This window comes from Agathobaculum sp. Marseille-P7918, assembly GCF_900625105.1.
Lineage (GTDB): Bacteria > Bacillota > Clostridia > Oscillospirales > Butyricicoccaceae > Agathobaculum.
This window is the reverse complement of sequence record NZ_UYYD01000001.1, coordinates 413,671-439,611: the sequence shown is the minus strand read 5'-3', so window position 1 is coordinate 439,611 and position 25,941 is coordinate 413,671. Positions and strand designations below refer to the sequence as shown.

Annotated in this window: 24 protein-coding genes and 1 other annotated feature; of the genes, 20 read left to right on the top strand and 4 right to left on the bottom strand. The window is 58.6% G+C overall.

Annotation, left to right across the window (positions count from 1 at the left end):
- The first annotated feature begins 34 nt into the window (after positions 1 to 34).
- A complete protein-coding gene (locus tag EJL02_RS02075) occupies positions 35 to 463 on the top strand; it encodes an RrF2 family transcriptional regulator (RefSeq protein ID WP_125114749.1) in 429 nt (142 codons plus the stop codon).
- Positions 464 to 508: 45 nt separating this feature from the next.
- Here the strand turns inward: EJL02_RS02075 and EJL02_RS02070 are convergent, their stop codons facing one another.
- From EJL02_RS02070 to EJL02_RS02060, 3 genes are read right to left on the bottom strand one after another with little or no spacing between them, the layout of a single operon-like run.
- Positions 509 to 1,927 carry a lipopolysaccharide biosynthesis protein gene (locus EJL02_RS02070; protein WP_125114748.1) on the bottom strand — a complete coding sequence of 473 codons (1,419 nt, stop codon included), beginning with the start codon at positions 1,925 to 1,927 and terminating at the stop codon, positions 509 to 511.
- Positions 1,928 to 2,500 (bottom strand): phosphatase PAP2 family protein, encoded by a 573-nt coding sequence (locus EJL02_RS02065; protein WP_164510236.1) that lies wholly within the window; start codon positions 2,498 to 2,500, stop codon positions 1,928 to 1,930.
- A gap of 24 nt (positions 2,501 to 2,524) precedes the next feature.
- Positions 2,525 to 3,721 carry a cation:dicarboxylate symporter family transporter gene (locus EJL02_RS02060; RefSeq protein ID WP_206426934.1) on the bottom strand — a complete coding sequence of 399 codons (1,197 nt, stop codon included), beginning with the start codon at positions 3,719 to 3,721 and terminating at the stop codon, positions 2,525 to 2,527.
- Positions 3,722 to 3,863: 142 nt separating this feature from the next.
- Positions 3,864 to 4,105 (top strand) — a binding site (T-box leader).
- 31 nt (positions 4,106 to 4,136) lie between these two features.
- Here EJL02_RS02060 and EJL02_RS02055 point away from each other — a divergent pair.
- The 13 genes from EJL02_RS02055 (at position 4,137) to EJL02_RS01995 (ending at position 16,150) form a co-directional block, all read left to right on the top strand.
- Positions 4,137 to 5,681, top strand: a complete 1,545-nt coding sequence (locus EJL02_RS02055; RefSeq protein ID WP_279221161.1) for a 2-isopropylmalate synthase — start codon at positions 4,137 to 4,139, stop codon at positions 5,679 to 5,681.
- A gap of 21 nt (positions 5,682 to 5,702) precedes the next feature.
- Entirely contained in the window at positions 5,703 to 6,965 is a 1,263-nt protein-coding gene (gene leuC, locus EJL02_RS02050) for a 3-isopropylmalate dehydratase large subunit (protein WP_125114744.1), read from the top strand.
- Between the two features lie 18 nt (positions 6,966 to 6,983).
- Positions 6,984 to 7,475, top strand: coding sequence for a 3-isopropylmalate dehydratase small subunit (gene leuD / locus EJL02_RS02045; protein WP_125114743.1), 492 nt, complete (start codon positions 6,984 to 6,986; stop codon positions 7,473 to 7,475).
- A 3-nt stretch (positions 7,476 to 7,478) separates the two neighbouring features.
- Complete coding sequence (gene leuB / locus EJL02_RS02040; protein WP_125114742.1) at positions 7,479 to 8,555, top strand: 3-isopropylmalate dehydrogenase; 1,077 nt, start codon at positions 7,479 to 7,481, stop codon at positions 8,553 to 8,555.
- A gap of 81 nt (positions 8,556 to 8,636) precedes the next feature.
- Positions 8,637 to 8,957, top strand: coding sequence for a phage holin family protein (locus EJL02_RS02035; protein ID WP_164510235.1), 321 nt, complete (start codon positions 8,637 to 8,639; stop codon positions 8,955 to 8,957).
- 166 nt (positions 8,958 to 9,123) lie between these two features.
- Positions 9,124 to 9,858 (top strand): WecB/TagA/CpsF family glycosyltransferase, encoded by a 735-nt coding sequence (locus EJL02_RS02030; protein WP_125114740.1) that lies wholly within the window; start codon positions 9,124 to 9,126, stop codon positions 9,856 to 9,858.
- A gap of 166 nt (positions 9,859 to 10,024) precedes the next feature.
- Complete coding sequence (locus EJL02_RS02025) at positions 10,025 to 10,939, top strand: DUF2156 domain-containing protein (RefSeq protein WP_125114739.1); 915 nt, start codon at positions 10,025 to 10,027, stop codon at positions 10,937 to 10,939.
- Positions 10,936 to 11,733 (top strand): GNAT family N-acetyltransferase, encoded by a 798-nt coding sequence (locus EJL02_RS02020; protein ID WP_125114738.1) that lies wholly within the window; start codon positions 10,936 to 10,938, stop codon positions 11,731 to 11,733. The genes EJL02_RS02025 and EJL02_RS02020 overlap by 4 nt, the downstream gene beginning before the upstream one ends.
- A gap of 14 nt (positions 11,734 to 11,747) precedes the next feature.
- A complete protein-coding gene (locus EJL02_RS02015) occupies positions 11,748 to 12,299 on the top strand; it encodes a DJ-1 family glyoxalase III (RefSeq protein WP_125114737.1) in 552 nt (183 codons plus the stop codon).
- Complete coding sequence (locus EJL02_RS02010; protein WP_125114736.1) at positions 12,286 to 12,858, top strand: 5-formyltetrahydrofolate cyclo-ligase; 573 nt, start codon at positions 12,286 to 12,288, stop codon at positions 12,856 to 12,858. The genes EJL02_RS02015 and EJL02_RS02010 overlap by 14 nt, the downstream gene beginning before the upstream one ends.
- On the top strand, positions 12,845 to 13,735 hold the full coding sequence (locus EJL02_RS02005; protein WP_125114735.1) for a CPBP family intramembrane glutamic endopeptidase: 891 nt from the start codon (positions 12,845 to 12,847) through the stop codon (positions 13,733 to 13,735). The genes EJL02_RS02010 and EJL02_RS02005 overlap by 14 nt, the downstream gene beginning before the upstream one ends.
- Before the next feature lie 29 nt (positions 13,736 to 13,764).
- The gene (gene mltG / locus EJL02_RS02000; protein ID WP_125114734.1) at positions 13,765 to 14,925 is read left to right on the top strand and encodes an endolytic transglycosylase MltG; all 1,161 of its coding nucleotides are present in this window, start codon (positions 13,765 to 13,767) and stop codon (positions 14,923 to 14,925) included.
- Between the two features lies 1 nt (position 14,926).
- Positions 14,927 to 16,150 (top strand): peptidase U32 family protein, encoded by a 1,224-nt coding sequence (locus tag EJL02_RS01995; RefSeq protein WP_125114733.1) that lies wholly within the window; start codon positions 14,927 to 14,929, stop codon positions 16,148 to 16,150.
- A gap of 18 nt (positions 16,151 to 16,168) precedes the next feature.
- Here EJL02_RS01995 and glpK read toward each other — a convergent pair whose 3' ends face one another.
- The gene (gene glpK, locus EJL02_RS01990; RefSeq protein WP_125114732.1) at positions 16,169 to 17,659 is read right to left on the bottom strand and encodes a glycerol kinase GlpK; all 1,491 of its coding nucleotides are present in this window, start codon (positions 17,657 to 17,659) and stop codon (positions 16,169 to 16,171) included.
- A gap of 167 nt (positions 17,660 to 17,826) precedes the next feature.
- Between glpK and EJL02_RS01985 the strand changes: the two genes are divergently transcribed.
- From EJL02_RS01985 to ftsH, 6 genes are all read left to right on the top strand, one after another.
- Positions 17,827 to 19,824 carry a DHH family phosphoesterase gene (locus EJL02_RS01985; protein ID WP_164510234.1) on the top strand — a complete coding sequence of 666 codons (1,998 nt, stop codon included), beginning with the start codon at positions 17,827 to 17,829 and terminating at the stop codon, positions 19,822 to 19,824.
- Between the two features lie 51 nt (positions 19,825 to 19,875).
- The gene (rplI, locus tag EJL02_RS01980; RefSeq protein WP_125114730.1) at positions 19,876 to 20,322 is read left to right on the top strand and encodes a 50S ribosomal protein L9; all 447 of its coding nucleotides are present in this window, start codon (positions 19,876 to 19,878) and stop codon (positions 20,320 to 20,322) included.
- Between the two features lie 236 nt (positions 20,323 to 20,558).
- Positions 20,559 to 21,923, top strand: coding sequence for a replicative DNA helicase (gene dnaB, locus EJL02_RS01975; RefSeq protein ID WP_442857996.1), 1,365 nt, complete (start codon positions 20,559 to 20,561; stop codon positions 21,921 to 21,923).
- A 4-nt stretch (positions 21,924 to 21,927) separates the two neighbouring features.
- On the top strand, positions 21,928 to 23,265 hold the full coding sequence (gene tilS / locus EJL02_RS01970) for a tRNA lysidine(34) synthetase TilS (protein ID WP_164510233.1): 1,338 nt from the start codon (positions 21,928 to 21,930) through the stop codon (positions 23,263 to 23,265).
- A gap of 2 nt (positions 23,266 to 23,267) precedes the next feature.
- Positions 23,268 to 23,822, top strand: coding sequence for a hypoxanthine phosphoribosyltransferase (hpt, locus tag EJL02_RS01965; RefSeq protein WP_243114374.1), 555 nt, complete (start codon positions 23,268 to 23,270; stop codon positions 23,820 to 23,822).
- A 42-nt stretch (positions 23,823 to 23,864) separates the two neighbouring features.
- Positions 23,865 to 25,844, top strand: a complete 1,980-nt coding sequence (ftsH, locus tag EJL02_RS01960; RefSeq protein WP_125115033.1) for an ATP-dependent zinc metalloprotease FtsH — start codon at positions 23,865 to 23,867, stop codon at positions 25,842 to 25,844.
- The last annotated feature ends 97 nt before the right edge of the window (positions 25,845 to 25,941 follow it).

The window sequence follows — 25,941 nt, the reverse complement described above, 5'->3', positions numbered from 1 at the left end:
TTTTGAGGAATAATGTTGCAAAGGGGTATGCATGATGAAGATTTCGACCAAGGGAAGATATGCGCTTCGTCTGATGATCGATTTGGCACAGCATGATGCAGCCGGTTACATCCCGTTGCGGGATATTTCCAAGAGGCAGGAAATATCGGCAAAATATCTCGAGCAGATCGTCGTTCAGCTGTCCCGCGCAGGGTTTGTGACATCCACGCGCGGTGCGCAGGGCGGCTATCAGCTGGCCCGGCATCCGGCCGAGTATACCGTGGGAGATATTTTGCGCATTACGGAAGGGGCTTTGGTGCCGGTGGCTTGCCTGGAGCACGATCCTGTGGAGTGCGCACGCGCGCAGGAATGCATGACGTTGGATTTCTGGCGCGGCTTGTATGATGTAGTCAATCAGTATGTGGATTCGGTGACGTTGGAGGATCTGGTCCGCAACGGCAAGACGTTAGACTTTTCCATTTGAAAAAAATAACGCCGGACGCAATGTCCGGCGTTTTCTTTTTGGGATTTATGTGCGGTGCAGCAGTTTTTTGACACCGATCAGCAATTCGCGGCAGTTGAGCAGGAATATGACAAGGAATAACAGCAGCTGCCACAGCAGCCAGAGCGGCGGCTCGAGCAGCATCAGAGCGCCCTGCGCACACAGCAGCAATACCGTGCCGCTCAGACGCTTTTTGTTCCAGCGCACCGGCATAAAGCGGCGGCTGTCGATCGCGCGGTACAAAAACAGCACGACATAACTGATCAGCGTTGCGGTTGCGGCACCCATACCGCCGTAGCGCGGGATGAGAAGCGCGTTGAGTGTGATGTTGACAACCGCGGAAAACGCGGTGGACAGAAAAGAGGGCACCGTGCGTTTTTCCAGCAGATAGACGCTCTTCTGGAAACTGGACAGGCAGTTGAAGCCCGCGCCGACCGCCAGCACCGGGATGAAGGTCCAGCCGATATAATAGCTGGGCACCGCGAGCACCGTGATGGCGAGCTTGGCACACATAATGCCGCCCGACGCAATGATGAACACGATCGAGCTATATGTGTTGCCGACGTTAGAGAAGAACTGGATCTGCTCTTCACGCGAGTTATTGTTGACAATGGAAATCTGCCATGCATCAACGAAGATGGACGCAACCAGCGCGATCAGCGTCGGCACACGGTAAGCGATGGAGTAAATCGCGCTGACCGAGGTATCCTGCATCGAGGCAAGGAAGGCCTGATCGGAAAAGCCGATGATATACACGAGGATCGCGTCCGGAACCAGCGGCAGGGAATAGGCCAGCATGCTGCGCCACAGATAGAAATTCGGTCTGCGCAGGCGGATGTATTTCCACAGGCTTGCAATGAGAAACAGGCAGACGGTGGAAAGTGCGTCCGAGCAGATGATCGAAAACACATAGCCGAAGATGTTCCATTTGAACACCGTCAGGTATAGGATGTTGAGCAGGATCGTGACAAAGGTGCGGAAGATGCCGTCGATGGCGTACAGCCGCACATAGCCCAGCGCGCGGATAAACTGGCTGCATGCGTTCTGCGTGCACGAAGTCAGCACATACAGATAGATCAGCCACTGGTATTCAAGCAGCGAACCGGTCGCGCCGGTCGAGGTGTTGTAGTGCACCAGGCCGAGCAGCGGGTGGAAGGGCAGCGCAATGATAAAACCGCACAGGATGGTTATCAGGCCAATGGTGAATACGTCGCTTTTGCGGCGACGACGCTCCAGACCGTAGCGGATGATCGCCTGTCCGATGGACAAAGACACGACAGGATACAGGATGCTGGTCGTTTTGACGATCAGATCGGCAACGCCCATTTCGTCCGTGGTCATCACGCCCGTGTAGAAACGCAGCATGAGAATCACGAGGATCTTGGAGCTGAACGTGCCGATCGCAAAGATAAAGGTGTTGCTTAACAGCCGTTTATATTGATTCATTCAGGCACCCTTTCTCAGCCGTAAGGTATGGATGCGGTCCATGATGCGGTCGGTCAGCCATGCGCCAACAAGGCCGCACAGAATGCCCAGCAGCAGACCGGCCAGCACGTCGGTCGGATAATGCACACTGGCATAGAGCCGGGAAAACGCGATCAGGATCGCCAGAACGTAAGCAAGTGCACCGGATTTGCGGTGGAAGAAGCATAATGCCGTTGCGGCGGCAAACGAGGACAGGGTGTGTCCAGAGGGGAAAGACCATTGATCGCCGGGGTCGAGCAGGGCAGTCAGTTCGGCGTGCGTGACAAAAGGCCTGGGCCGCATGATCCATTCCTTAAGCCAGACATTGCCGATGAGCAGGCCGATCAGCATGGCCACCAGCATGGCCGCGCCGGCACGCCGGGTTTTGCGGAAAAACAGCAGCACAATGGCTGCTGCGATCCAGATGGCGCCGCCGTTTCCAAGGATGGAAAAGCACTTCCAGACGATATCGGAGGTGCCGCCGCGCCAGTGTGTGGAGATCTCATACAGAATATCGAAGTCAAACGCCCGGATGATGTCAAGCAATACCTCCAAAGCGGGCACTCCTTTCTGTTCCAATCAATAAGCGGATTTTTCGCTGCCAGTGCGGTCGATGCGGTCCACGATCAGTGCGATCGCCTGATCGCCGGTGACGTTGGTGGCCGTGCCGAAGCTGTCCTGCGAGAAGTGCAGCGCGATGATCAGCTGCTGCATGGGATCGGTGAAGCCCAGCATGGAGGTGATCAGGCCGAGCGCTGCCATAACGCCGCCGCCGGGTACGCCGGGCGCGGCGACCATGGTCACGCCGAGCATCATGATAAAGGGCGCGAACATGGCGAGCGTCGGGTTTAAGCCGCTGGCGATCATGATGCCCATCGAGCCGAGCACAAGGCAGATGGTGTCGCCGTTTAAGTTGATGGTCGCGCACAGCGGGACGACGAAGTCCGCCACATCTTCGTTGACATCATTATTATAAGCGCAGTTGAGCGCCACCGGAATGGTCGAAGCGGAGGACTGGGTGCCCAGTGCGGTAAAATATGCGGGCACAACGTTTTTGATGCTGCGGAAGTGGTTTTTGCGGCAGACAATGCTCGCCAGACCAAACTGCGAGGCGATATACAGCAGCTGCAGCACAATAATGATGACATAGAGCGAAGCGAACATCTTGATCGTGGCAAACAGGCGGCCTTCGGCGGCGATGTTGCAGAACAGGCCCGCAATGTGGATCGGGATGAGCGGGATGATGATACGTTTGAGTACGCCCGAGACAATCTTCTGCAGATCGCGGCAGACATCCAGCAGGGAGGAGCCGCGCAGGTTGGCCATGCCGATGCCAAGCACAAACGAAAGCACCAGCGCGGTCATGACGCCGAAGATCGGTTCCACTTCAATCGTGAAAAACGGCTGGAATGCGTTGCTTTCCAACACGTCGCCCGTGATGGGCTGGATCAGCGAGGGCAGCACGGCCTTGCCGATCAGGAAGGTCAGAAAGCCGGAAGCCACCGTGGTGCCGTACGCCAGCAGCAGCGTGATACCGAACAGGCGGTTGGCCTTTTTGCCCAGTTCCGCCATGCCCACAGTGATGAACGAAAGGATGATCAACGGGATCATGAAGGAAAGGAAGGTGGAAAACAGAGACGTAAACGTGGCAAACAGACGCACAACGGCGATGAATGCGGTGGAGTCCGCGATGCCGAACCAGCCGCCGCACAGGCCGATCAGCGTACCGGCGATGATGCCGATGATCAGACGAATCAGTAATCCCAGTTGTTTCACGTGAAGTTTCTCCTCTTTTTTTACAGTATAACTATTACTATACCAGATTGCTGCAATCTTCGCAAGTCGGCAGTCCTGCGAGGAAAAAATTAAAATACCCCTTGACAAGCGCGCGGCCAAACGATAATATAATAACATATTGCAAAAGGTGATGAACGGGTAAAGTAATCGTCCTTCTGTCCGCAGAGAGCTGCCGGCTGGTGAAAGGCAGCGTCGGAAAACGGTGAAACTCGCCCGGGAGCGGTCCGCTGAAAGCCGTCTTGGCCGGTAGGAGGGAACGGATGCCCACCGTTACAGGGGCTGCGTATTGTTGGATACGCGATGAGGGGCCGCATTTTGTGCGGCAACAAGAGTGGTACCGCGGAGTTATGCTTCGTCTCTTAATTTTGATTAAGGGACGAAGCTTTTTTTGTCCCTGTACACCCAAAGACAAGAAAGTGAGGACAAGAACATGGCAAGAACCATCCGAATTTTTGACACGACCCTGCGTGACGGCGAGCAGTCCCCCGGCTGCAGCATGAACCTGAACGAAAAAATCGAGGTTGCCAAGCAGCTGGAAGCTTTGAAGGTGGACATTATCGAGGCAGGCTTTGCGATCGCGTCGCCCGGCGATGCGGCAGCCATCGCCGCGATTGCGGACAACGTGCGCGGCTCGACGATCTGCTCGCTGGCGCGCTGCCTGGAGAAGGACATCGACGCGGCTTGGAATTCCATCCGCCGTGCGGAATCCGCCCGTATTCATACTTTCCTTGCGACGTCCCCGGTCCATATGCAGTATAAGCTCAAGATGACCCCGGACGAGGTCATTGAATCGGTTGCACATAACGTCGCCTATGCCAAGAAGTATTGCAGCGATATTGAGTTCTCCGCAGAGGATGCCACCCGTTCGGATCTGGATTTCCTGTGCCGCGTGGTAGAGACCGCGATCAAGGCCGGCGCGACCACCATCAACATCCCGGATACGGTGGGCTACATGATTCCTGAGGAATATGCATCCCGCATTCGCTATCTGCGTGAGCACACCGAGGGCATTGAAAACGTGATCCTGTCCTGCCACATGCATAACGACCTCGGCATGGCCGTGGCCAACTCTCTGGCGGGCGTCGAAGCCGGCATCGGTCAGATCGAATGCACGATCAACGGCATCGGCGAGCGCGCCGGCAATGCCTCGATGGAAGAGTGCGTCATGGCGCTCAACACCCGCAAGGATCTGTTCGGTGTGGACTGCAACATCGAAACCCATCAGATTTACCGCGCCAGCCGCATGATCCAGACGATCACCGGCGTGTCCGTCGCGCCGACCAAGCCGATCGTCGGTGCCAACGCCTTCGCGCACGAGGCGGGCATCCACCAGCACGGCGTCATGGCCAATAAGGCGACCTATGAGATTATGACGCCCGAATCGGTCGGCATTCCGAAGAATGCGATCGTATTGGGCAAGCATTCCGGCCGCCATGCGTTCGAAGAGCGCCTGCACGAGCTGGGCTATACGCTGGATAAGGAAAAACTCGACAAGACCTTCGAGAAGTTCAAGATCCTGGCCGACAAGAAAAAGGTCATCAAGGACCGCGATCTCGAAGCGCTGGTCGGCGCGGTACCGGTTTCCGGCGAGGAACGCTACACGCTTGACCGTTTTGTCATCAATTCGGGCAATACCATCACCTCTACCGCAGTCATCCGCGTCAAGCGGGGCGACGAGATGTTCGAACGCACCGCTGCGTCCGACGGCCCGATCAACGCGGCGTTCCGTGCAATCAATAAGATCGTCGGTAAAGATGTCGAACTGGAAGATTACACGCTGCGCTCCATGACCGACGGTGAGGATGCACAGGCCGAAGCAATCGTCAAGATCAGCGTTGACGGCAGTGAGATGGTGACCGGCCGCGGCGTATCGACCGACGTGATCGAAGCATCCATCAAGGCCTATATCAACGGCATCAACAAGTATTTCATCGACTGAGGGCAGGAGGAAACAACCGTTATGGCAATGACAATGACGCAAAAGATCCTCGCGAAGCACGCGGGGCTGGACAGCGTTTGTGCCGGTCAGCTGATCGAGGCGAAGGTCGATTTGACGCTCGCCAACGATATCACGGGACCGGTCGCAATCCGTGAAATGGAGAAGGCAGGCTTTGACAAGGTGTTCGACAACACCAAGATCGCGCTTGTCATGGACCATTTTGCACCGAATAAAGACATCAAATCCGCGGAGCAGTGCCTGACCTGCCGCGAATTTTCCAAAAAGCACGGCATCGTCAACTTCTTTGACGTCGGCAGCATGGGCATCGAGCATGCGCTGCTGCCCGAAAAAGGCCTGACGGCGCCGGGCGAGCTGATCATCGGCGCAGACAGCCACACCTGTACTTACGGCGCGCTCGGCGCGTTCTCGACCGGTGTCGGTTCGACCGACCTTGCCGCCGGCATGGCGACCGGCAAGGCGTGGTTCAAGGTGCCCAGCGCGATCAAGTTCGTGCTCAAGGGCAAGCTGAGCCCGTGGGTGTCCGGCAAGGACGTGATCCTGCACATCATCGGCCAGATCGGCGTGGACGGCGCACTGTACAAGTCGATGGAGTTCGTCGGCGAGGGCGTTTCATCCCTGTCGATGGACGACCGCTTCACGATCTGCAACATGGCGATCGAAGCGGGCGCGAAAAACGGCATTTTCCCGGTTGATGACAAGACCATGGCGTACATCAAGGACCGCGTGAACCGTGATATCACGGTGTTTGAGGCCGACGCGGACGCAGAGTATGAGCAGACGATCGAGATAGACCTGTCCGCGCTGCGGCCGACCGTTGCCTGCCCGCACCTGCCGGAGAACACCAAGACGATCGACGAGCTGGGCCACATCGAGATTCAGCAGTCGGTCATCGGTTCTTGCACCAACGGCCGTATCGACGACATGCGCGTTGCGGCTGAGATTCTCAAGGGCCGCAAGGTCAATCCGAACGTGCGCACCATCGTCATCCCCGCCACGCAGGAGGTTTACCTCCAGTGCATCGAGGAGGGCCTTGCCAAGATCTTCATTCAGGCGGGCGCCATCGTTTCCACCCCGACCTGCGGCCCGTGCTTGGGCGGCCATATGGGCATTCTGGCGCACGGCGAAAAGTCGGTTTCGACCACGAACCGCAACTTTGTCGGCCGTATGGGTCATATTACCTCGGAAATCTATCTGGCGAGCCCGGCGGTCGCGGCGGCAAGTGCTGTTGCGGGCTACATCTGCGCGCCGGACGACCTGAAGTAAAGGGAGGAACACAGCACAATGAACGCAAAAGGCAGAGTTTTCAAATACGGGGATAACGTTGATACCGACGTTATCATTCCCGCACGTTATCTAAATATTGCAGATCCCAAGGAACTGGCGACCCACGCGATGGAGGACATCGACGCGGATTTCGTCAAAAAGATGCAGCCGGGCGATATCGTCGTGGCGACGCGCAACTTCGGCTGCGGCTCGTCGCGCGAGCATGCGCCGCTGGTGCTCAAGGAAAACGGTGTGTCCTGCGTGATCGCCGCTTCCTTCGCGCGCATCTTCTATCGCAATGCTATCAACATCGGCCTGCCGATCCTCGAGTGCGAGGCCGCGGCCAACGGTATTGACGACGGAGACACGGTTTCGATCGATTTTGACACCGGCGTGATCACCAACGAGACCAAGGGAGAAACCTATCAGGCGGCAGCATTCCCGCCGTTCATCCAGAGCATCATCAAGGCGGGCGGCCTTCTCAAGTCGCTCAAGGAAAGAGGGGAATAAGCCATGCAGTACAATATTGCGGTCGTCAAGGGCGACGGCATCGGCCCCGAGATCGTCACCGAGGCGTTGAAAGTCCTCGACAAGATCGGTGAGAAGTTCGGCCATCAGTTCAACTATACCGAGGTGCTGGCCGGCGGCTGCTCGATTGACGCCAACGGCATCCCGCTGACCGAAGAGACCATCGAGATCTGCAAGAACGCGGATTCCGTGCTGCTCGGTGCGGTCGGCGGCCCGAAGTGGGACGAAGTCCCCTCGGAAAAGCGTCCGGAAAAGGCGCTGCTCGGCCTGCGCTCCGCGCTCGGCCTGTTTGTCAACCTGCGTCCCGCGCAGATGCACAAGGCGCTGGCGGATGCCTGCCCGATCAAGCCTGAGATCATCGGCGACGGCTTTGACATTTTGGTTTGCCGCGAGTTGACCGGCGACGTATACTTCGGCAAGCATTATCGCCGCGAGAGCGAAAAGGGCTGGGGCGAAGTCGGCGCGGACGATATGAACTATTCGGTCTTTGAGATCGAGCGCATCGGCCGCCGCGCTTTTGAAATGGCGATGAAGCGCAACAAGAAGGTCTGCTCGGTGGATAAGGCGAACGTGCTGGAGACCAGCCGCGTCTGGCGCGAGACCATGCACCGCATCAAGGACGAATACCCCGAGGTCGAATACTCGGATATGTATGTCGATAACTGTGCGATGCAGCTCGTGCGCAACCCGGGCCAGTTTGACGTGATTGTGACCGGCAACCTGTTCGGCGACATCCTGTCGGACGAGGCTTCCATGATCACCGGTTCGATCGGCATGCTGCCGTCCGCGTCGATGAACGAGACCGGCAAGGGCATGTACGAGCCGATCCACGGCTCCGCGCCCGATATTGCAGGCAAGGGCATTGCCAACCCGATCGCGACCATCCTGTCCTGCGCAATGATGCTGCGTTACTCCTTCGGCCTGAAGGCGGAGGCGGACGCGATCGAAAACGCGGTCGAGGCCGTGCTCGACGCAGGCCACCGCACCGCGGACATTGCCGCGAAGGGCGAAAAGGTGCTTTCCACCAGCGAGATGGGCGAACTCATCCGCGCACAGATCTAAGACGCCGTTTGAGGGGCGCAGCAGCAGGCTGCGTCCCCCTTTTTACCTCACTGTCATAAAATGAAGGGGAGGTGAATGCGTTTGGATCAAATTTTGCAGTACGTCAAAACGGAATATGCGATCCTTGCCGTGGTCCTGTATTGTCTGGGGCGTGTGCTCAAGTCGATCGAGAAATTTCCGAATCAATATATCCCACTGGCGCTGACCGGCTGCGGCACGGTACTCGCGTGTCTGTCTGCGCTGTCGCGCAGCGCTGAATATGCCAACTGGGCGGCGGCGGTTTTCGATGGTTTGGTGCAGGGCATCCTGTGCACCGGACTGTCGGTTTATCTCAATGAGCTGCTGTCGCATCTGGGCCTGGGCGGGAACACCAGCCGCAGGAAACCGGATAAAAAAGAATAAAAAGTGCAAAAAAGTCAGGCGAAATGCCTGGCTTTTTGCGTATTTTTGTAGGAAAAGGAGATTTGCAGCGCTTACTCTTGAGATTTCGCGGCGTGTGCTGTATAATAAAATAGATTTTGAGTACCCATTGTTCTACAATGACAAAAAAGGATGCAGGAGATAGAAAATGAAAACCGCTTCAATTTTGGGCGTGCATTTCCATGCAGTGACGATGCAGCAGGCCGTCGAAATGGCCATGAGCCGCATCCGAGCCCGGCAGAAGGGCTATGTGGTGACGCCGAATCCGGAAATCGTGGACCTGTGCCGCAGGGACAGTGAATATATGGGCATTGTAAACCGCGCGGCGCTCGTGCTGCCGGATGGCATCGGCATTATTTACGCTGCCAAGATTCTGGGCGAAGAGCTGTGCGGCAGAGTGCCCGGCGTTGAGTTTGCCGAAAACCTGGTCGCGGCTATGGCCAAGGAAGGCATGCGGCTGTTTTTGCTGGGCGCCAAGCCCGGCGTTGCGGAAAAGGCAGGGGAGAACCTCTGCAAAAAGTATCCGGGCCTTGTGCTGGCCGGCACGCATGACGGCTATTTTACCGATCCGCAAGTCGCGGTCGATGCGATCAACGCCTGCGGCGGCGCGGACGTGGTGTTTGTCTGCCTGGGCGCACCCAAGCAGGAAAAATTTATGGCCGGCCGCATGGAGGAAATTCATGCGACGTTGTTCTGCGGGCTGGGCGGTTCGCTGGACGTATTTGCGGGCGTCGCCAAGCGCGCGCCGAAAATCTTCATCAAGCTCGGGCTGGAATGGTTTTATCGGCTTCTTTGTCAGCCCAGCCGGATCGGTCGCATGATGAAATTGCCGAAATTCCTGCTGGTTGCGATCCGCGAGCGGCTGTTTGGCAGCAGACGGTGATTTCACGCAGCGAAATGGGTGGATGCTCCGCTTTCGGGGGGAAGACCGGTTAAAAACCGGCCATGTGGAGAAACTGGATCCGTAGGGAACAAGGCAAACATTTGCGGTGCCGCCGGACGGCCGGCAGTGGGGAGCACCGCGAAAATCTAAGGAAAAAGGATCATTTATGTTACCATTTCGAGAAATTACATTAGAAGACAAGCAAAAAGTAGAGGAATGCGGTTCGCATTATTATTATCATCTGTGCGAACGCTGTTTTGTCGATTTATTCATGTGGCGCAGCCACTACAATACGCAGATCTGCTTTCTGGACGGATTTCTGCTGGTCAAGATGACGCCGCTTGACGGCGGGCATGACTGTTATCTCGCCCCCATTGGCGAGGGCGATCTGGGCGCGGCGCTGGATGCGCTCGAGCAGGACGCCGCCGAACGCGGCATCCCGTTTGTGGTCGTGTCGGTGGCGGAGCCGATGATCGAGCGGATCGAAGCCGTCCGCCCGGGTAAGTTTGCATTTTCGCATGACAGCGAGGACGGCGACGACTACATCTATCTGGCGGAAAAGCTGCGCACACTGTCGGGCAAAAAGCTGCAAAGCAAACGCAATCTGGTTAATCGCTTCAAGGCGGCGTACGAAGGCCGCTGGAGCTATGAAGACATGACGCGCGACAATATCAAGGATGCGTTCGGTTATCATATCCGCTGGTGCAACCAGAACGGTTGTGCCCAGAGCCGGGATTTTCAGGGCGAGACCTGCGCGATCGTGCAGGCGCTGCACAATTTCGATGCGCTCGACCTGCATGGCGGCCTGCTGCGGCTGGACGGCGAGGTGATCGCCTTTACCTTCGGCTGCAAGGCCGAACCGGACATGTATGTGGTGCAGATCGAAAAAGCCGATCACACCATCCCCGGCGCGTATCAGATGATCAATCAGCAGTTCGTTTTGCGGAACTGCGACGATGTGCAGTACGTCAATAGAGAGGAAGACCTTGGCCTGGAAGGCCTGCGCAAGGCGAAAAAGTCGTATTATCCGGTGATGCGCGGCGTGAAATACACCGCCGTGCCCAAGGAGACGCAGGCATGATCCGGCGGGCGCAGGCGCAGGATGTGCCGCGCATCCGGCAGCTGTGGGAAACCTGCTTTCCGGATGAGGGCGGCTTTAACGATTACTTTTTCGCGCATTTCTTTGATTACGGAACCGTGCTGCTCAGCGAAGAGCAGGGCGTGCTGTGCGCGATGGTGCAGATGCTGCCGTACCGGCTGCGGACCGGCGGCGGAGTACGCGACGTCACCTATATTTACGGCGCGTGCACCGATCCGGCGCATCGCCGCAAGGGCCATATGGCGCGGCTGCTCGAGGCATCCTTTGTGATTGACCAGGAGCAGGGCAGAGCGGCTTCCACGCTCATCCCGGCCGAGCCGTGGCTGTTTGATTTTTACCGGCCGTTTGGGTACGAGCCGTTTTTCCGGATCGAAAAGCGGGAGATCGTGCGCACGGCGGGCGGTGAAGCGCCCCGGCGGCTGACGCAGGCGGACGCACCGCTTCTGGCGGCGGTCTATGATCGTTTTGCCCCAACTTGCCGCATCGTGCGGAATCAAGCCTACTGGCAGGCGCAGCTTGCCATGTTTGACGCGCTTGGCGCGGGGGTGTTCGGATGGTTTTCGGACGGCGCGCTTGCGGCCTATGCGTTTTGCTGGGCGGACAACGTGCAGGAAGCGCTCGGACTGACGCCCGCGCGCGAGCAGGGACTGCTCGCGGCGCTCGGGCTGGAGCGGTGCACGGTGACGGGCTGCGGCACGCAGACCGCACTGGGCTGCATCAAATGGTATGATACGCGGGAGCAATCCTGTGGATATATGAATTTAATGCTCAACTGAAAGGTGTGACAAAAATGGTATATGTACTGTTGGCGGAGGGCTTTGAGGAAACAGAGGCGATTGCCCCGACCGATCTGCTGCGCCGCGCGGGTGTGGAAACGAAGCTGGTTGGCGTGACCGGTGAGCTGGTACACGGCTCGCACGGCATCGGCATCCAGACCGACCTGCCGCTGGATCAGGTGGACTGGGAGAAAGCGGATATGGTGGTTCTGCCGGGTGGCATGCCGGGCACCACGAATCTGTATGCGGATGAGCGCGTCACGAACGCGGTGCGCAAGTGCTATGACGAAGGCAAGTATGTCGCGGCGATCTGCGCGGCACCGTCGATCATTCTGGGCGGCATGGGCCTGCTCAAGGGCCGCAAGGCGACCTGCTATCCGGGCATGGAGGACGGCATGACGGGCGCGACCCCGCTCAAGCGCACTTGCGTGGTGGACGGCCGCATCATCACGGCCTGTGGCGTTGGCGGCGCGCTGGACTTTGGCTGCGCGCTGGTATCCGCTCTGTGCGGCGAGGAACAGGCGCGTCAGATCGCAGCTGCTGTCGTGCATCATGTCGCAAGATAAAAAAACACTGCGGCAGCGCATGCTTGCGCAGCGCGCCGCACAAAGCGCGGCGGACAAGCAAACAATCGACGGGGAGATCACCCGTCGGGTGCTCGAAAGTGAGGCGTTTCGCCGCGCTGCCTGTGTTTTTGCCTATGTTTCGACGCCGCAGGAGATCGATACGCGCGCGCTGCTGCGCGCGGCGCTGGATGCCGGGAAAACCGTCTGCGTGCCGCTGTGCGGCGCGGCGGGTGAGATGACCGCGCGGCGGATCACCTCGTTGGACGAGCTGTATCCGGGTGCCTACGGCATCGACGAGCCGGACGGCAGCGCCCCGGAAATCCAGCCGGGGCAGATCGATCTGGTGGTGGCGCCGGCGCTCGCCTGCGACCGCAGTGGTTATCGCCTCGGTTACGGTGGCGGGTATTACGACCGCTTCCTCAGCCGGACACCGGCGGTTTGCATGGCGCTTTGCGCCGAGGCGCGGCTGGTCGAACAGCTGCCGCACACGGCGCTCGATCAAAAGTGTCAATGGATTGTCACGGAAAGGCAGGTGCTGCGCACGGATGAAGAACAATAAAATTGCGCTACTGCCCGGCCTTTCACTGTTTCTGTGTTTCTGTCTGCTGACCGGAACGGGAAAACTGGTGGCGTATTTCCGCGGCGGCGCGCTTTTGCTGGCGCTGGCGGAATTCGTTTCCTTTGCGCTGCCGCTGGTTATGCTGGTGTTTTCCATGCGGGATCAGAAAAAGCTGCGCCGGCGGCTTCAGCCGCGTCGGCTGCGCAAAGGGATCCTGGGGCTGACCGTTCGGCTGGGCATCACGGTTGCGGTGCTCTCGCTGTTCCTTAACCTGCTGATTTATCATCTGGCGGGTCTGGTCGGTGCGGACCTGACGGCGATCGCGTTGGACGCGCCGCAGTCGGGGCTGAGCATGGCGGCGCGGTTCGCGGTTATTGTCGTACTGTCGGCAGTCGTGGAAGAGGTTTTTCTGCGCGGCGCGCTGTTTACCGTGCATGAAGAGATGGTCGGCACGTCGGCCTGTCTGATTGTCAGCGGTCTGGTGTTTGCCATGCTGCACGGCAGCCTGCTCAACTTTGCCGGGCCGTTTCTGGCCGGTATCGCCTATGCGTACCTGACGTTTGTCTCCGGCAGCGTGTGGCCCGCGGTTTTGGCGCACGGCGTCAACAACCTGTATTACCTGTTTGTCCTGTGGATCACAGATACTTATGCGGCTTTCGGCATCTGGAACTATTTTGCGGCGATCAACGCGCTGGCGCTTTTGCTGTTTTTGTATTTGACGCTGCGCGCGCTGCAGGATCTGCTGGTCCGAGGCTGTATTCCCCATTTTGAAAAAAGTGCCGGCTTATATGACCTGTGGCTGCTGGTACGCAACCCGGGTATGCTGGCTTTTGCGCTTGCTTTTGTGGCAAAGCTGGTATTGAACCGAGTGTTATAACCAAAACAGAAAACTATTGAGGTGAGACGATGGATCAGAATGTCAATCAGGAAACACAGCGCATTCCGCAGCCGCCGCAGCACCGTCGCCGCAGCCGCCGCCGCAAAAACGGAGGTTGTGCGGGTACGGTCGTGTATGTGATTGCCGTGCTGGGTATTTCGGTCATCCTGTCGCTGGCGGCGATTTTTGTGGCCAATGACGTATTTGCATTTGTCAAGGACAATGCCGTCAAGGAAGTCACCGTTTCGGAAAACACCGATCTGATTTCGCTGGCAAAGCAGCTGGACGACGAAGGAGTTATCAATTACGGCACCATCTTCAAGCTGTATGTCCGCATCAAGGGCGATAACGAGGGCGTGCTCGCAGGCTCTTATTCGCTCAACCCCAATATGGACTATGGCCAGATCATCGACACGCTGGTCAATGCGTCCAGCACCGAAACCATGAAGATCACCGTGCCCGAGGGCTATTCGATCGCGCAGATCAAGCAGCTGCTGCTGGACGAGCACGTTTGCACGGAAGATGCGCTCAACGAAGCGCTCAATGAGTATCCGTTCAAGCATACCTTCCTGCAGGACGAGCTGCCGGCGGAAGAGGGCTGGCTCGAAGGGTATCTGTTCCCGGATACCTATGAGATCTATAAGGGCAACGCAACGGTGGTTGATACCATCAACAAGATGCTCAACAACTTTGAGACCAAATATGATGCAGAGATCCAGGCGGGTGCAGAAAGCCTCGGCCGGTCGATGCATGATATTGTCACCATCGCGTCGCTGGTTGAGCGTGAGGCGCAGGTGGACAGCGAGCGCGCAACGATCGCGGGCGTCATCTACAATCGTCTGAATAATGCCAGCCAGTTCCCGTATTTGCAGGTGGACGCTTCCGTCCTGTACGGTCTTGGCCGCACGGGCGGTACGCTCAGCGAGGAGGATCTGAAGTCGGATACGCCGTACAACCTGTATACCAAGCAGGGCCTGCCGCCCGGACCGATCTGTAACCCGGGTCATGCTTCCCTGTATGCGGCATCCCATCCGGAACAGCATAACTACTACTATTATGTTGCAATGCCGGACGGCACGCATCTGTTTGCCAACAGCTATGAGGAGCATGAGGCGAATATTGCCAAGTCCAATGCGGCGCAGGCTGCGGCGGCAGCCGCCAACACGGAGGGCAGCAGTGAGGGAGAATAACATGCCTGAGTTGCTGTCGCCCGCGGGCGACATGGAGAAAATGCGTTTCGCGATCGCTTATGGCGCGGACGCGGTGTATTTTGCGGGCCAGCGGTTCGGCATGCGGGCCGCGGCCGCAAACTTCGGCGATCAGGAGCTGCGCGACGGCATCGCCTATGCACATGCGCACGGCGTCAAGTGCTATATTACGGTCAATATCATGCCGTCCGGCCGCGATCTGCCTGCGCTGCCCGGTTATCTGGAGCTGTTGGCGGACGCGGGGGCGGACGCCCTGATCGTGGCGGATGTGGGCGTGATTCGGCTGGCGCAGCGCTATGCGCCCAAGGTGCCGCTGCACATTTCCACCCAGACCAGCATCCTCAATCACGAGGCGGCGAATTTCTGGGCGGATCTGGGTGCGGAGCGCGTCGTGCTCGCACGCGAGCTGTCGCTCGACGAGATTGCGGAAATCCGCGCCAAAACACCGAAAACGCTGGAAATCGAAGCGTTCGTGCATGGCGCGATGTGCATTTCCTACTCGGGGCGCTGCCTGATTTCGCAGTATATGACCGGGCGTGACGCCAATCACGGCGCATGCGCCCAGCCCTGCCGCTGGAATTACGCCTTGATGGAGGAAAAGCGCCCGGGCGAGTTCTTCCCGGTGGAGGAGGACGCCCGCGGCACCTATCTGTATAATTCCAAGGATATGTGCATGATCGAGCATATTCCCGAGCTGGTGCGCGCCGGGGTGGATTCCTTCAAGATCGAGGGACGCAACAAGACGGCGTATTACACCGCCTGCGTGACCGGTGCATACCGCGCGGCGATTGACGCTTATGCTGCCGATCCGGCGGGCTTTGTGCTGCCGCAGTTCTGCCGCGAGGAAGTCAACAAGGTCAGCCACCGTGAGTATTACACCGGATTCTATTTCGGCTCGCAGGAAAACGGTCAGCACTATGGTGACAGCCAGTACATCCGCGAATACGAAGTGGTTGGCATGCCGGTGGACTGCGGGGCAGACGGGCATGCGGTGTTTGTGCTGAAAAACCGTATTTTCAAGGGAGAGAAGCTGGAACTCATCCAGCCGGGCAAGCCGCCTTACCAGTTCCATGCCGACGGCGTGGTGAATGATGAAGGCGAGGCGCTCGATCTGTTCAATGTGCCGCAGATGCGGGTACATTTTTCCTTCCCGTTCCCGATCGACGAGCACGCCATTTTACGCAAGAAAAAAGAACGGCCTTCATAAGGCCGTTCTTTTTTTGTTTCAGTTGTGTTCCGCCCAGTCGAGACTGCGGCCAACCGCCTTGCTCCAACCGGCAAGCAGGCGTTTTCGGGTGTCCGCGTCCATGGCGGGTTCATAGAAGGTGTCGCAGCGCCAGAGCTGGGTCAGTTCCTCGCGATTGCGCCATACGCCGGTGGCGAGTCCCGCCAGATAGCAGGCACCGAGCGCGGTTGTCTCGTGAATGACCGGACGGCGGATGGTGCAGTTCGAGATATCCGCCTGAAATTGCATCAGGAAGCTGTCGCGGCTTGCGCCGCCGTCCACGGAGAGCGAGCAAAGCGGCACGCCGGTGTCACGCGCCATCGCGTCCAGCAGGTCGTTTACCTGATAGGCGATGGATTCCTGCGCAGCGCGGATGATGTGCTCGCGGGAGGTGCCGCGTGTCAGGCCGATCAGGCAGCCGCGCGCATACATATCCCAGTGCGGCGCGCCCAGACCGGTAAACGCGGGCACAAGATAGACGCCGCCCGTGTCCGGCACTTTTTTGGCATAGTATTCCGCGTCGCGGCTTTCCGCGAAAAAGCGCATTTCGTCGCGCAGCCACTGGATGACCGCGCCGCCGACGAACACGCTGCCTTCAAGCGCATACTGTGTTTCGCCGCCGATGCGGATGCCGATGGTCGTGAGCAGCCCGTTTTTGCTCTCGCAGGCCTGCGTGCCGGTGTTCATCAGCAGGAAGCAGCCGGTGCCGTAGGTGTTTTTTGCGTCGCCCGGCGCAAAGCAGGTCTGCCCGAACAGCGCGGCCTGCTGGTCGCCAGCGATGCCCGCAATCGGAATATCGCCGCCCGGCAGGGAAACATAGCCGTACACTTCGCTCGAGGAACACACACGCGGCAGCATGGCGCGCGGGATATCGAGCGCGCGCAGCAGGGTGTCGTCCCAGTCGAGTGTGTGGATGTTGAAAATCATGGTGCGCGCGGCGTTGGTCGCGTCCGTGATATGTACCTTGCCGCCGGTCAGCTTCCAGACCAGCCAGGAATCCACCGTGCCGAACAGGATATCACCGCGCGCGGCTTTTTCGCGCGCGCCTTCCACATGGTCGAGGATCCACTTGATCTTGGTGCCGGAGAAATAGGCGTCCGGCACAAGGCCGGTCGTCTGTCGGATGTGGTCGGAAAGCCCCTGCGCGACGAGTGAATCGACGATATCCGCGGTGCGGCGGCATTGCCAGACGATCGCGTTGTAGATTGGGCGGCCGGTTTCCCGGTCCCACAGGATGGTGGTTTCGCGCTGGTTGGTGATGCCGATGCCGGCTACGTCCCGCGGTGATACGTCCGAGGCGGCCAGCACCTCGAGCATCGCGGCATATTGGGTGGACCAGATATCCATGGGGTCCTGTTCAACCCAGCCCTCGTGCGGATAATGCTGCGTCAGCTCGTGCTGTCGGATGGCCAGAATGTTCTGCTCGCGGTCAAATAAAATCGCGCGCGAGCTGGTCGTGCCCTGATCGAGGGCCAGAATGTATTGCGCCATGTTATGTCGCCTCGCTTTCCTACCTGTATCATACCGTGAGGGGATGCTGCTGTCAATATTCCTGTTTTTCCATGCCATGCGGGCATTTTATACGATTTTTGTTTACATGGTAAAGGAGCGATGGTATAATTAACATGAATTTTTGCGTCCGAAAGGGGGACGAGAATTTGAATAAGCCATCTCGAAAAACACTTCGGCCGGGCGGCCGCGCATTCGCTGTGGTGTTTGCTTTGTTTGCCCTGGGCAGTATGTATTTTTCCGTGGTATATGGTGTTGTCGGTCTCATATTGTGCGTTATTCTGCGCATGGCTTCCCTGCATGGAGAGACCGAGCGCAGCCGCCAGATGCAGGCGCTGATGGATAATATCGTGATCGACGGCGGGGAGATTCATCCCGCGGTTACGCATTCTCCGCTGCCGACCGTGGTGGCGCTGGCCACGACGGGGGAGATTGTCTGGGCCAACAGTGCGTTTGCGGATATCAGCGGACAGTTTGCGGGCGCGCGGCATATGCGCCTGACCGAGCTGGCGCCGACTTTTGAAACCCGCTGGCTGATCGAAGGAAAAAACGAATTCCCGGGCGAGCTTCGCATGGGCAAAAAGGCCTACCATGTGTTTGGCAGCATGGTGCCGAGTGACGCGGGACAGATGATGATGCTGCATTTTCTGGACTGCACGGATTATGTGCAGCTGCGCGACGCATCCGAGACCCGTCGGCCGGCAATCGCAATCATTGCCATTGACAACTACGAAGAGCTGACCAAAAACGCAACCGATTCGGAGAAATCCACCATTTTGGCAGGCATCGACAAGCGCCTGTTCTCCTGGATCAAGGACTGCAACGCGGTGCTGCGCAAATATGACCGTGACAAGTACATTTTCATCATCGAAAATGCCGAACTCGATAAGCTCAGCGCGCGCAAATTTGCGGTTTTGCAGGATGTGCGCGATATCCAGAACCATGAAGGCGTCATTGCAACGCTGTCCATCGGCATCGGCAAGGACGGCGAAACGCTGGCGGAGTGCTATCAGTATGCTGGTCTGGCGATCGATATGGCGCTGTCCCGCGGCGGCGATCAGGCGGTTATCAAAAACCGCTATACGTTTGAGTTCTACGGCGGCCTGACCGAAGAGGTCGAAAAACGCACCAAGGTCAAAAGCCGCGTGGTGGCGAATGCGCTGTCCCAGCTCATCCGTGATTCCTCGCAGGTGCTCATCATGGGCCACCGCAACAGTGATATGGACGCCATCGGCGCCGCGTCCGGTATGGTGTGCGCCGCGCGTGTCAAGGGCAAGCCGGTGCATATTGTGGTCGATCGCGAGCATACCATGGCGAGCGACCTGATTGAGCGGCTGGAAACACTGCCTGAATATAAGGATGTGTTCATCAGCGCGGAGGACGCCATGATCCTGTGCGATTTCAACACGCTGCTGATCGTGGTGGACGTCAACCGCCCGGGCTATGTGGAAAGCGAAGCGCTGCTGCAATCCATCAATAAGGTGGCGGTCATCGATCACCATCGCCGTGCGGCGGATTATATCGAAAACGCGGTTGTTTCGCTGCACGAGCCGTATGCGTCGTCCGCATCCGAGCTGGTCAGTGAGCTGCTGCAATATCTGGTACCGACCAGCGGCATTTTGACGGGTGAAGCGGAAGCAATGCTCGCGGGCATCTATCTGGACACCAAGGGCTTCTCCATGCGCACCGGCGTGCGCACCTTTGAAGCGGCGGCGTACCTGCGCCGCGCGGGCGCGGAGGCTGGCGAGGTCAAGCACCTGTTCCAGTCCAGTTTCAGCCAGTACATGGAGCGGCAGAGGCTTATCTCTTCCGCGCGCGACTGCGGGCAGGGCGTTATTTTTGCGATCACAGGCGAAGAAGTGGACCGTGTGGCGGCGGCGCAGGCAGCGGATGAGCTGCTGAGCATCATCGGTACGCGTGCCAGTGTGGTGGCGTTCCGCAGCGGCAATGATATGGCGGTGTCGGCGCGTGCGTCCGGCCAGGTCAACGTGCAGCTGCTCATGGAGCGGCTGGGCGGCGGCGGCAACCATTCCGCGGCAGGCGCGCAGCTGCATAACACCACGCCCGAAGAGGCGGATCATATGATCCTCGAGGCGATCCAAGGCTATTTGGCCGATCAGCAAACCGAAAAACCGGCGGACAAATAATTCCGCCGGATTCCAATGATACAGAACAGTCAGAAAAGGAGATTCAATATCATGAAAGTCATTCTCAAAGCCGATGTCAAGGGTAAGGGCAAGATGGGCGACCTGATCGAGGTCAGCGAGGGCTACGGCCGCAATTTCCTCATGCCGCGCGGTCTGGCCGAGCTCGCTACGGCCGATAATCTGAACGTCAAGAAGGCGCAGGACGAGGCGCATGCGCGCAAGGTTGCGCTCGAGCAGCAGGCCGCGCGCGAAGCGGCGGAAAAGCTCAAGGTCAGCCCGGTCAAGGTACCGGCCAAGGGCGGCTCGGGCGGCCGTCTGTTCGGCGCGGTAACCTCTAAGGAAATCGCGGAAGAACTGAACAAGCAGTACGGCCTGAACGTGCCCAAGCAGAAGATCGTGCTTGACGAGCCGATCAAGACCTTCGGCGTACACCGCGTCAAGGCCAAGCTGTATCAGGATATCGCGGGCGAGATTCTGGTGCAGGTCGTAGAAGCGTAAAAGTCTTCGATTGAAACGTACAGTTTCAATCGAGGGAACCTTGCCGCGCAGCAGGCGCGGACAAGGTTCAGGGACTGCGAAAAGTTCCGACATACGAAACTTTTCTCCGTCAGAAGTGTAAAAAGTCAGGCGCCTGTCCTGACTTTTTACGAACGCTTACTGCGACGCAACAAGCGTTCTGATCAATGGCCGCGGTTTGCGCGGCAAGCAAACTCTCAAAGAAAGGCGGTGCGGTTTTGGATGAGCTTTTGATGCGGCAGGTGCCGCAGGACCTGACGGCGGAACAGTCACTTTTGGGTGCGATGCTGGTTGACCCGAACTGCATCCCTGAGGTGATCGAGCAGGTGCGCGCGGACGACTTCTACGCCGACGAGAACAAGCGCATCTTTGAGACCATCTATTCCATGTTCAACGGCGCGCAGCGCATCGACCCGGTCACGGTGCTCGATATGCTCACGCGCATGGGTTATTACGACGAGGCGGGCGGCCGTGCGTACCTGTTCCAGCTGATGGAGGTCACGCCGGGCGCGCGCAACGTAAACGAATATGTGCGCATCGTGCGCGACAAGAGCCTGCTGCGCCAGCTCGCGGATGCGGGCGGTGAGATCCAACAGAACGCGCTCGAAGCGCGCGGCGAGGCGTCCAGCATCGCGGAACTGGCCGAACAGCGCATTTACAGCATTCGGCAGGGGCGCGAGATCAAGGGCCTGTCCAAGCTCAGCGAGGTCATCGCCGATCTGTATACCGAGCTGGACGAGCGCGCCAAGTCGGACAGCGACATCCCGGGCATGTCCACGGGATTCCATGCGCTCGACACCGCGCTGACCGGCCTGAACAAGTCCGACCTGATTTTGATCGCGGCGCGCCCCGGCATGGGCAAGACCGCGTTTGCGCTCAACATTGCGCTCAACGCGGCAAAAGCCAGCGTCAAGGATAAGCCGCGCGGCTACAAAAAGGGGACGGGCGTATGCGTGTTCCAGCTCGAAATGGGTAAGGAACAGCTGGCCAGCCGCTTTCTGTCCAGCGAAGCGCTGATCGAATCGCAAAAGCTCAAGACCGGCAACCTCGATGAGGAGGACTGGGTCAAAATTGCCCGCGCATCGGGCGTTCTGGCCGGCCTGAACATCTATGTGGACGACAACCCGGCGATCACGGTCGCCGAGATCAAAGCCAAATGCCGCCGCCTGGGCGAGGAGCTCGGCCTGATCGTTATCGACTATTTGCAGCTGATGCACGTCGGCGGACGGCACATGGACAACCGTGTGCAGGAGGTCGCGGAGATCTCGCGTTCGCTCAAGATCATGGCCAAGGAGCTGAATGTGCCGGTCGTGTGTCTGTCGCAGCTGTCGCGTGCGTCCGAGCAGCGCTCGGATAAGCGGCCGATGCTGTCCGACCTGCGTGAATCCGGCGCCATCGAGCAGGACGCGGATATTGTTATGTTCATCTACCGTGACGATTATTATGATGATGAAAGCGAGAACAAAAACATCGCGGAAATCATCATCGCGAAAAACCGCCACGGCGCAACGGGTACGATCGAATTGCAGTGGGTCGGCCAGTATACGACCTTCTCCAATCCTGATCGGATCCATGGAGACTGAAGCCATGCTGGATGCGGTAAAACAGGCCATTGCGTCGTATGAAATGCTGCGGCCGGACGAGTCGGTGCTGGTGGCGCTTTCCGGCGGCGCGGATTCGGTGGCGCTGCTGCATGCGCTGCGCGCGCTGGGCTATCCCACAAGGGCGTTTCACCTCAATCACTGCCTGCGCGGCGCGGAATCCGATCGGGATGAGGCGTTTTGCCGGGCGCTGTGCACGCACCTGGGCGTCGCGCTGACCGTTGAGCGTGTGGACGTTGCTGCGGCGGCGCGCGAGCAGGGCAGAGGCGTCGAAGAAACCGCCCGCCGCATCCGCTATGCGCGGCTGCAGGATGCCGCGCAGGGCGTCAAAATCGCGACCGCACACACCGCGGACGACAATCTGGAAACCGTGCTGTTCCATCTGGCGCGCGGCACCGGCCCCAAAGGGCTGGCGGGCATCCCGCCCGTGCGCGGACAGGTGATCCGGCCGCTGCTGGGCGTGGAGCGCGCGCAGGTGGAGGCATATTTGGCATCCATCGGGCAGGATTTTGTCACCGACAGCTCGAATGCGGACAATGGATTTACACGCAACCGTATCCGGCATACGGTCGTGCCCGCACTGCGGGCGATCCAGCCGACCGCGGTACAGGCCGCGGCGCGGCTGGGCGACCTGCTGCGGCAGGACGAGGACTGTCTGGGCGGTTTGGCGCAGGAATGTCTGGCGCAGGCGGCGCGGCCGGACGGCGCATGGGACACCCAGCCACTGCGGCAGGCGCATCCGGCGGTGCGCACGCGTGCGCTGCGGCGGCTGCTCGCACAGAGCGGTATGCCGCTGCGGGATGTGACCGCGCAGCACATCCATGCGCTGGAGCGGCTGCTGGAGAGCGACCACCCGTCTGCTCAATGCGATTTGCCGCATGGGTTTGCCGCGCACCGCGAATACGACACGTTCCGGCTAATGCAGAGCAATGTCCAAACAGCGCGGCCGGAGGTTCCGCTGACGGTACCGGCCGACTTGCTGCTGTGGGACGGCAGCGTGCGGGTTTCGGCGCATGTCTTAGAAAAAAACGAAGTTTTTTACAAATCATTCAATACTTTTTGCGTGGATTGTGGTACAATAGATTTCGTATCATTGTGCGTGCGTACGCGCAGAACGGGTGACCGCATTCGACTGTCGGCAAAAAGCGGCAGCCGAACGCTCAAAAAGCTGTTGATCGACCGGAAGATCCCCCGTCTCCGGCGGGAGGAACTGGCGGTCGTGGCAGACAAAAACGGCGTGATCGCCGTGCAGGATATAGGTATGGATTGTTCGCGTTCTCCGCAAGGGGGCGCGCGCATGCAAATAAAAATAGAGGGGTATTGAAAATGGCATATGATATGCGGGACGATATCAAGGAAGTCTATTTTACCGAGCAGCAGCTGGCAGATAAGGTAGCTGAACTGGGCGCACGCATCACCGAGGACTATCGCGACAAAAATCCGCTGGTCATCAGTGTGCTCAAGGGGTCGTATGTGTTTATGGCTGACCTGACGCGCAAGATCGATACGCCCTGCAACGTGGATTTCATGGTGGTTTCGAGCTACGGCAAGGGCACCAAGACCTCGGGCGAAGTGCAGATCATCAAGGATATCGAGCAGCCGATCGACGGACGCGACCTGCTGATCGTGGAGGACATTCTGGATTCGGGCGTGACGCTGCACTACCTGATGCAGGTGCTCAAGGCGCGCGGCGCGCAGTCCATCCGCCTGTGCACGCTGCTGTCCAAGCCGGCGCGGCGCAAGGTGGACGTACCGGTCGATTATCTGGGGTTTGAGATCCCGGATGAGTTTGTGGTCGGCTACGGTCTGGATTATGCTGAAAAATACCGCAACCTGCCATATATCGGCATTTTGAAGCCGTATGTTTATGGCGGCGAGTAAAACGTATCAAGGAAGAGGTGTCAAACCGATTTGAAAGGAAAAATGAAGGGCTTCGGCCTTTACCTCATCATACTGGTGTTCCTGCTGGCGGGCGTCAGCTATGTCATCAGCCAGACCCAGCAGACCGAGCCGGTCACCTATTCGGATGTATATAACTATTTCAGCGAAGGCGATGTAGACGAATACAAGGTAGACGATTCGGTCATCACCATGCATCTGCGCGACGAAAACCGGATGGTCAGCTATGACCTGGGCGCGGCAGGGGAAGTGTTCTGGGATCAGCTGGGCGATACCATCACCCAGCAGATGGAGGACGGTACGCTCAAGCAAGTCGATTATCTGCGCACAACCATCCCGTGGTGGGCGCAGTTCCTGCCGTACGTCATCCTGATCGTGCTGCTCGGCGCGTTCTGGTATTTCATGATGAACAAGCAGTCCGGCGGCGGCGCGGGTCCGATGCAGTTCGGCAAGGCGCGCGCACGGCTGGCGCAGGACGATAAGCGCAAGGTGACGTTCAACGACGTGGCCGGCGCGGATGAAGAAAAAGCGGAGCTGCAGGAAATCGTTGAGTTCCTGAAAAATCCGCAGAAGTTCGTGCAGATCGGCGCGCGCATCCCTAAGGGTGTACTGCTGGTCGGTCCTCCGGGCACCGGTAAAACGCTGATCGCGCGTGCGGTCGCGGGTGAAGCGGGCGTGCCGTTCCTGTCGATCTCCGGTTCGGATTTCGTCGAGCTGTATGTCGGTGTCGGCGCATCGCGTGTGCGTGACCTGTTCGAGCAGGCCAAGAAGAACGCTCCGGCGATCGTGTTCATCGATGAGATCGATGCGGTCGGCCGTCAGCGTGGCGCTGGCCTCGGCGGCGGACACGACGAACGCGAGCAGACGCTCAACCAGCTGCTGGTTGAGATGGACGGCTTCGGCGCGAACGAAGGTGTCATCGTCATCGCGGCTACCAACCGCAAGGATATTCTGGATAACGCGCTGCTGCGTCCGGGCCGCTTTGACCGTCAGGTCTATGTCGGCGCGCCGGACGTCAAGGGCCGCGAAGAGATCCTCAAGGTGCATGCGCGTAACAAGCAGTTCGATCCGGACGTTAAGTTTGCGGATATCGCCAAGACGACCGCGGGCTTTACCGGCGCGGATCTGGAAAACCTGCTCAATGAGGCAGCACTGCTGGCAGCGCGCCGCAATAAGAAGCTGATTTCGCAGGAAGAGATCGAAGAATCCCTGCTTAAGGTGGTTATGGGCGTCGAAAAGAAGAGCCACATCATCACCGATAAGGATAAGCGCTTGACGGCGTATCACGAAGCGGGTCACGCGATTTGCTTCCATGTGCTGCCGACGCAGGACCCGGTGCATCATGTGACGATCATTCCGCGTTCCTCCGGCGCAGGCGGCTTTACCATGCCGCTGCCGGAAGAGGATCAGGCGTACCGCACCAAGAAGTATATGGAGGAATATATCATCGTCTGCCTGGGTGGCCGCGTGGCCGAGCAGTTGACGATGGACGACATTTCCACCGGTGCATACGGCGACATCAAGCAGGCCACGCAGATGGCGCGCGCGATGGTCACCAGCTATGGCATGAGTGAGAAGATCGGCCCGATCGACTACGGTTCGGACAGCGGGGAGATCTTCCTTGGCCGTGATTTTGCTGCGGGCAAGGGCTATTCCGAGGTCAAGGCCGCCGAGATCGACGATGAGATCCATCGCATCATCGAAGAGGCGTACCGCAGCTGCAAAAAGCTGCTGTCCGAGCATATGGATCAGATGACCCGCGTTGCGGAATATCTGATTCGCAACGAAACCATGGACGGCGAAACCTTTATCAAGGTGTATAACGGCGAAGTTGTACCGGATAAGGTCGTCGGCGAGGATCTGATGAGCGAGCTCAAGGAAGAGCTCGACTCCAAGGTCGGCAAGGCGCCGGAAAGCGCTGCCGAAGCCGCTGAGGCGGGGGATTCGGATGACGCTGATGACATGGAAAAGGCCGCGTTTGTCCATCCGGAAAACAAGGACTGATTTCAGTAAAAAATCCCACGGGAAACCGTGGGATTTCTTTTGGTCAAAATGTAAAAGGTTCTTGACATTTTGGCGGTCATCAGGTATGATCAAAATG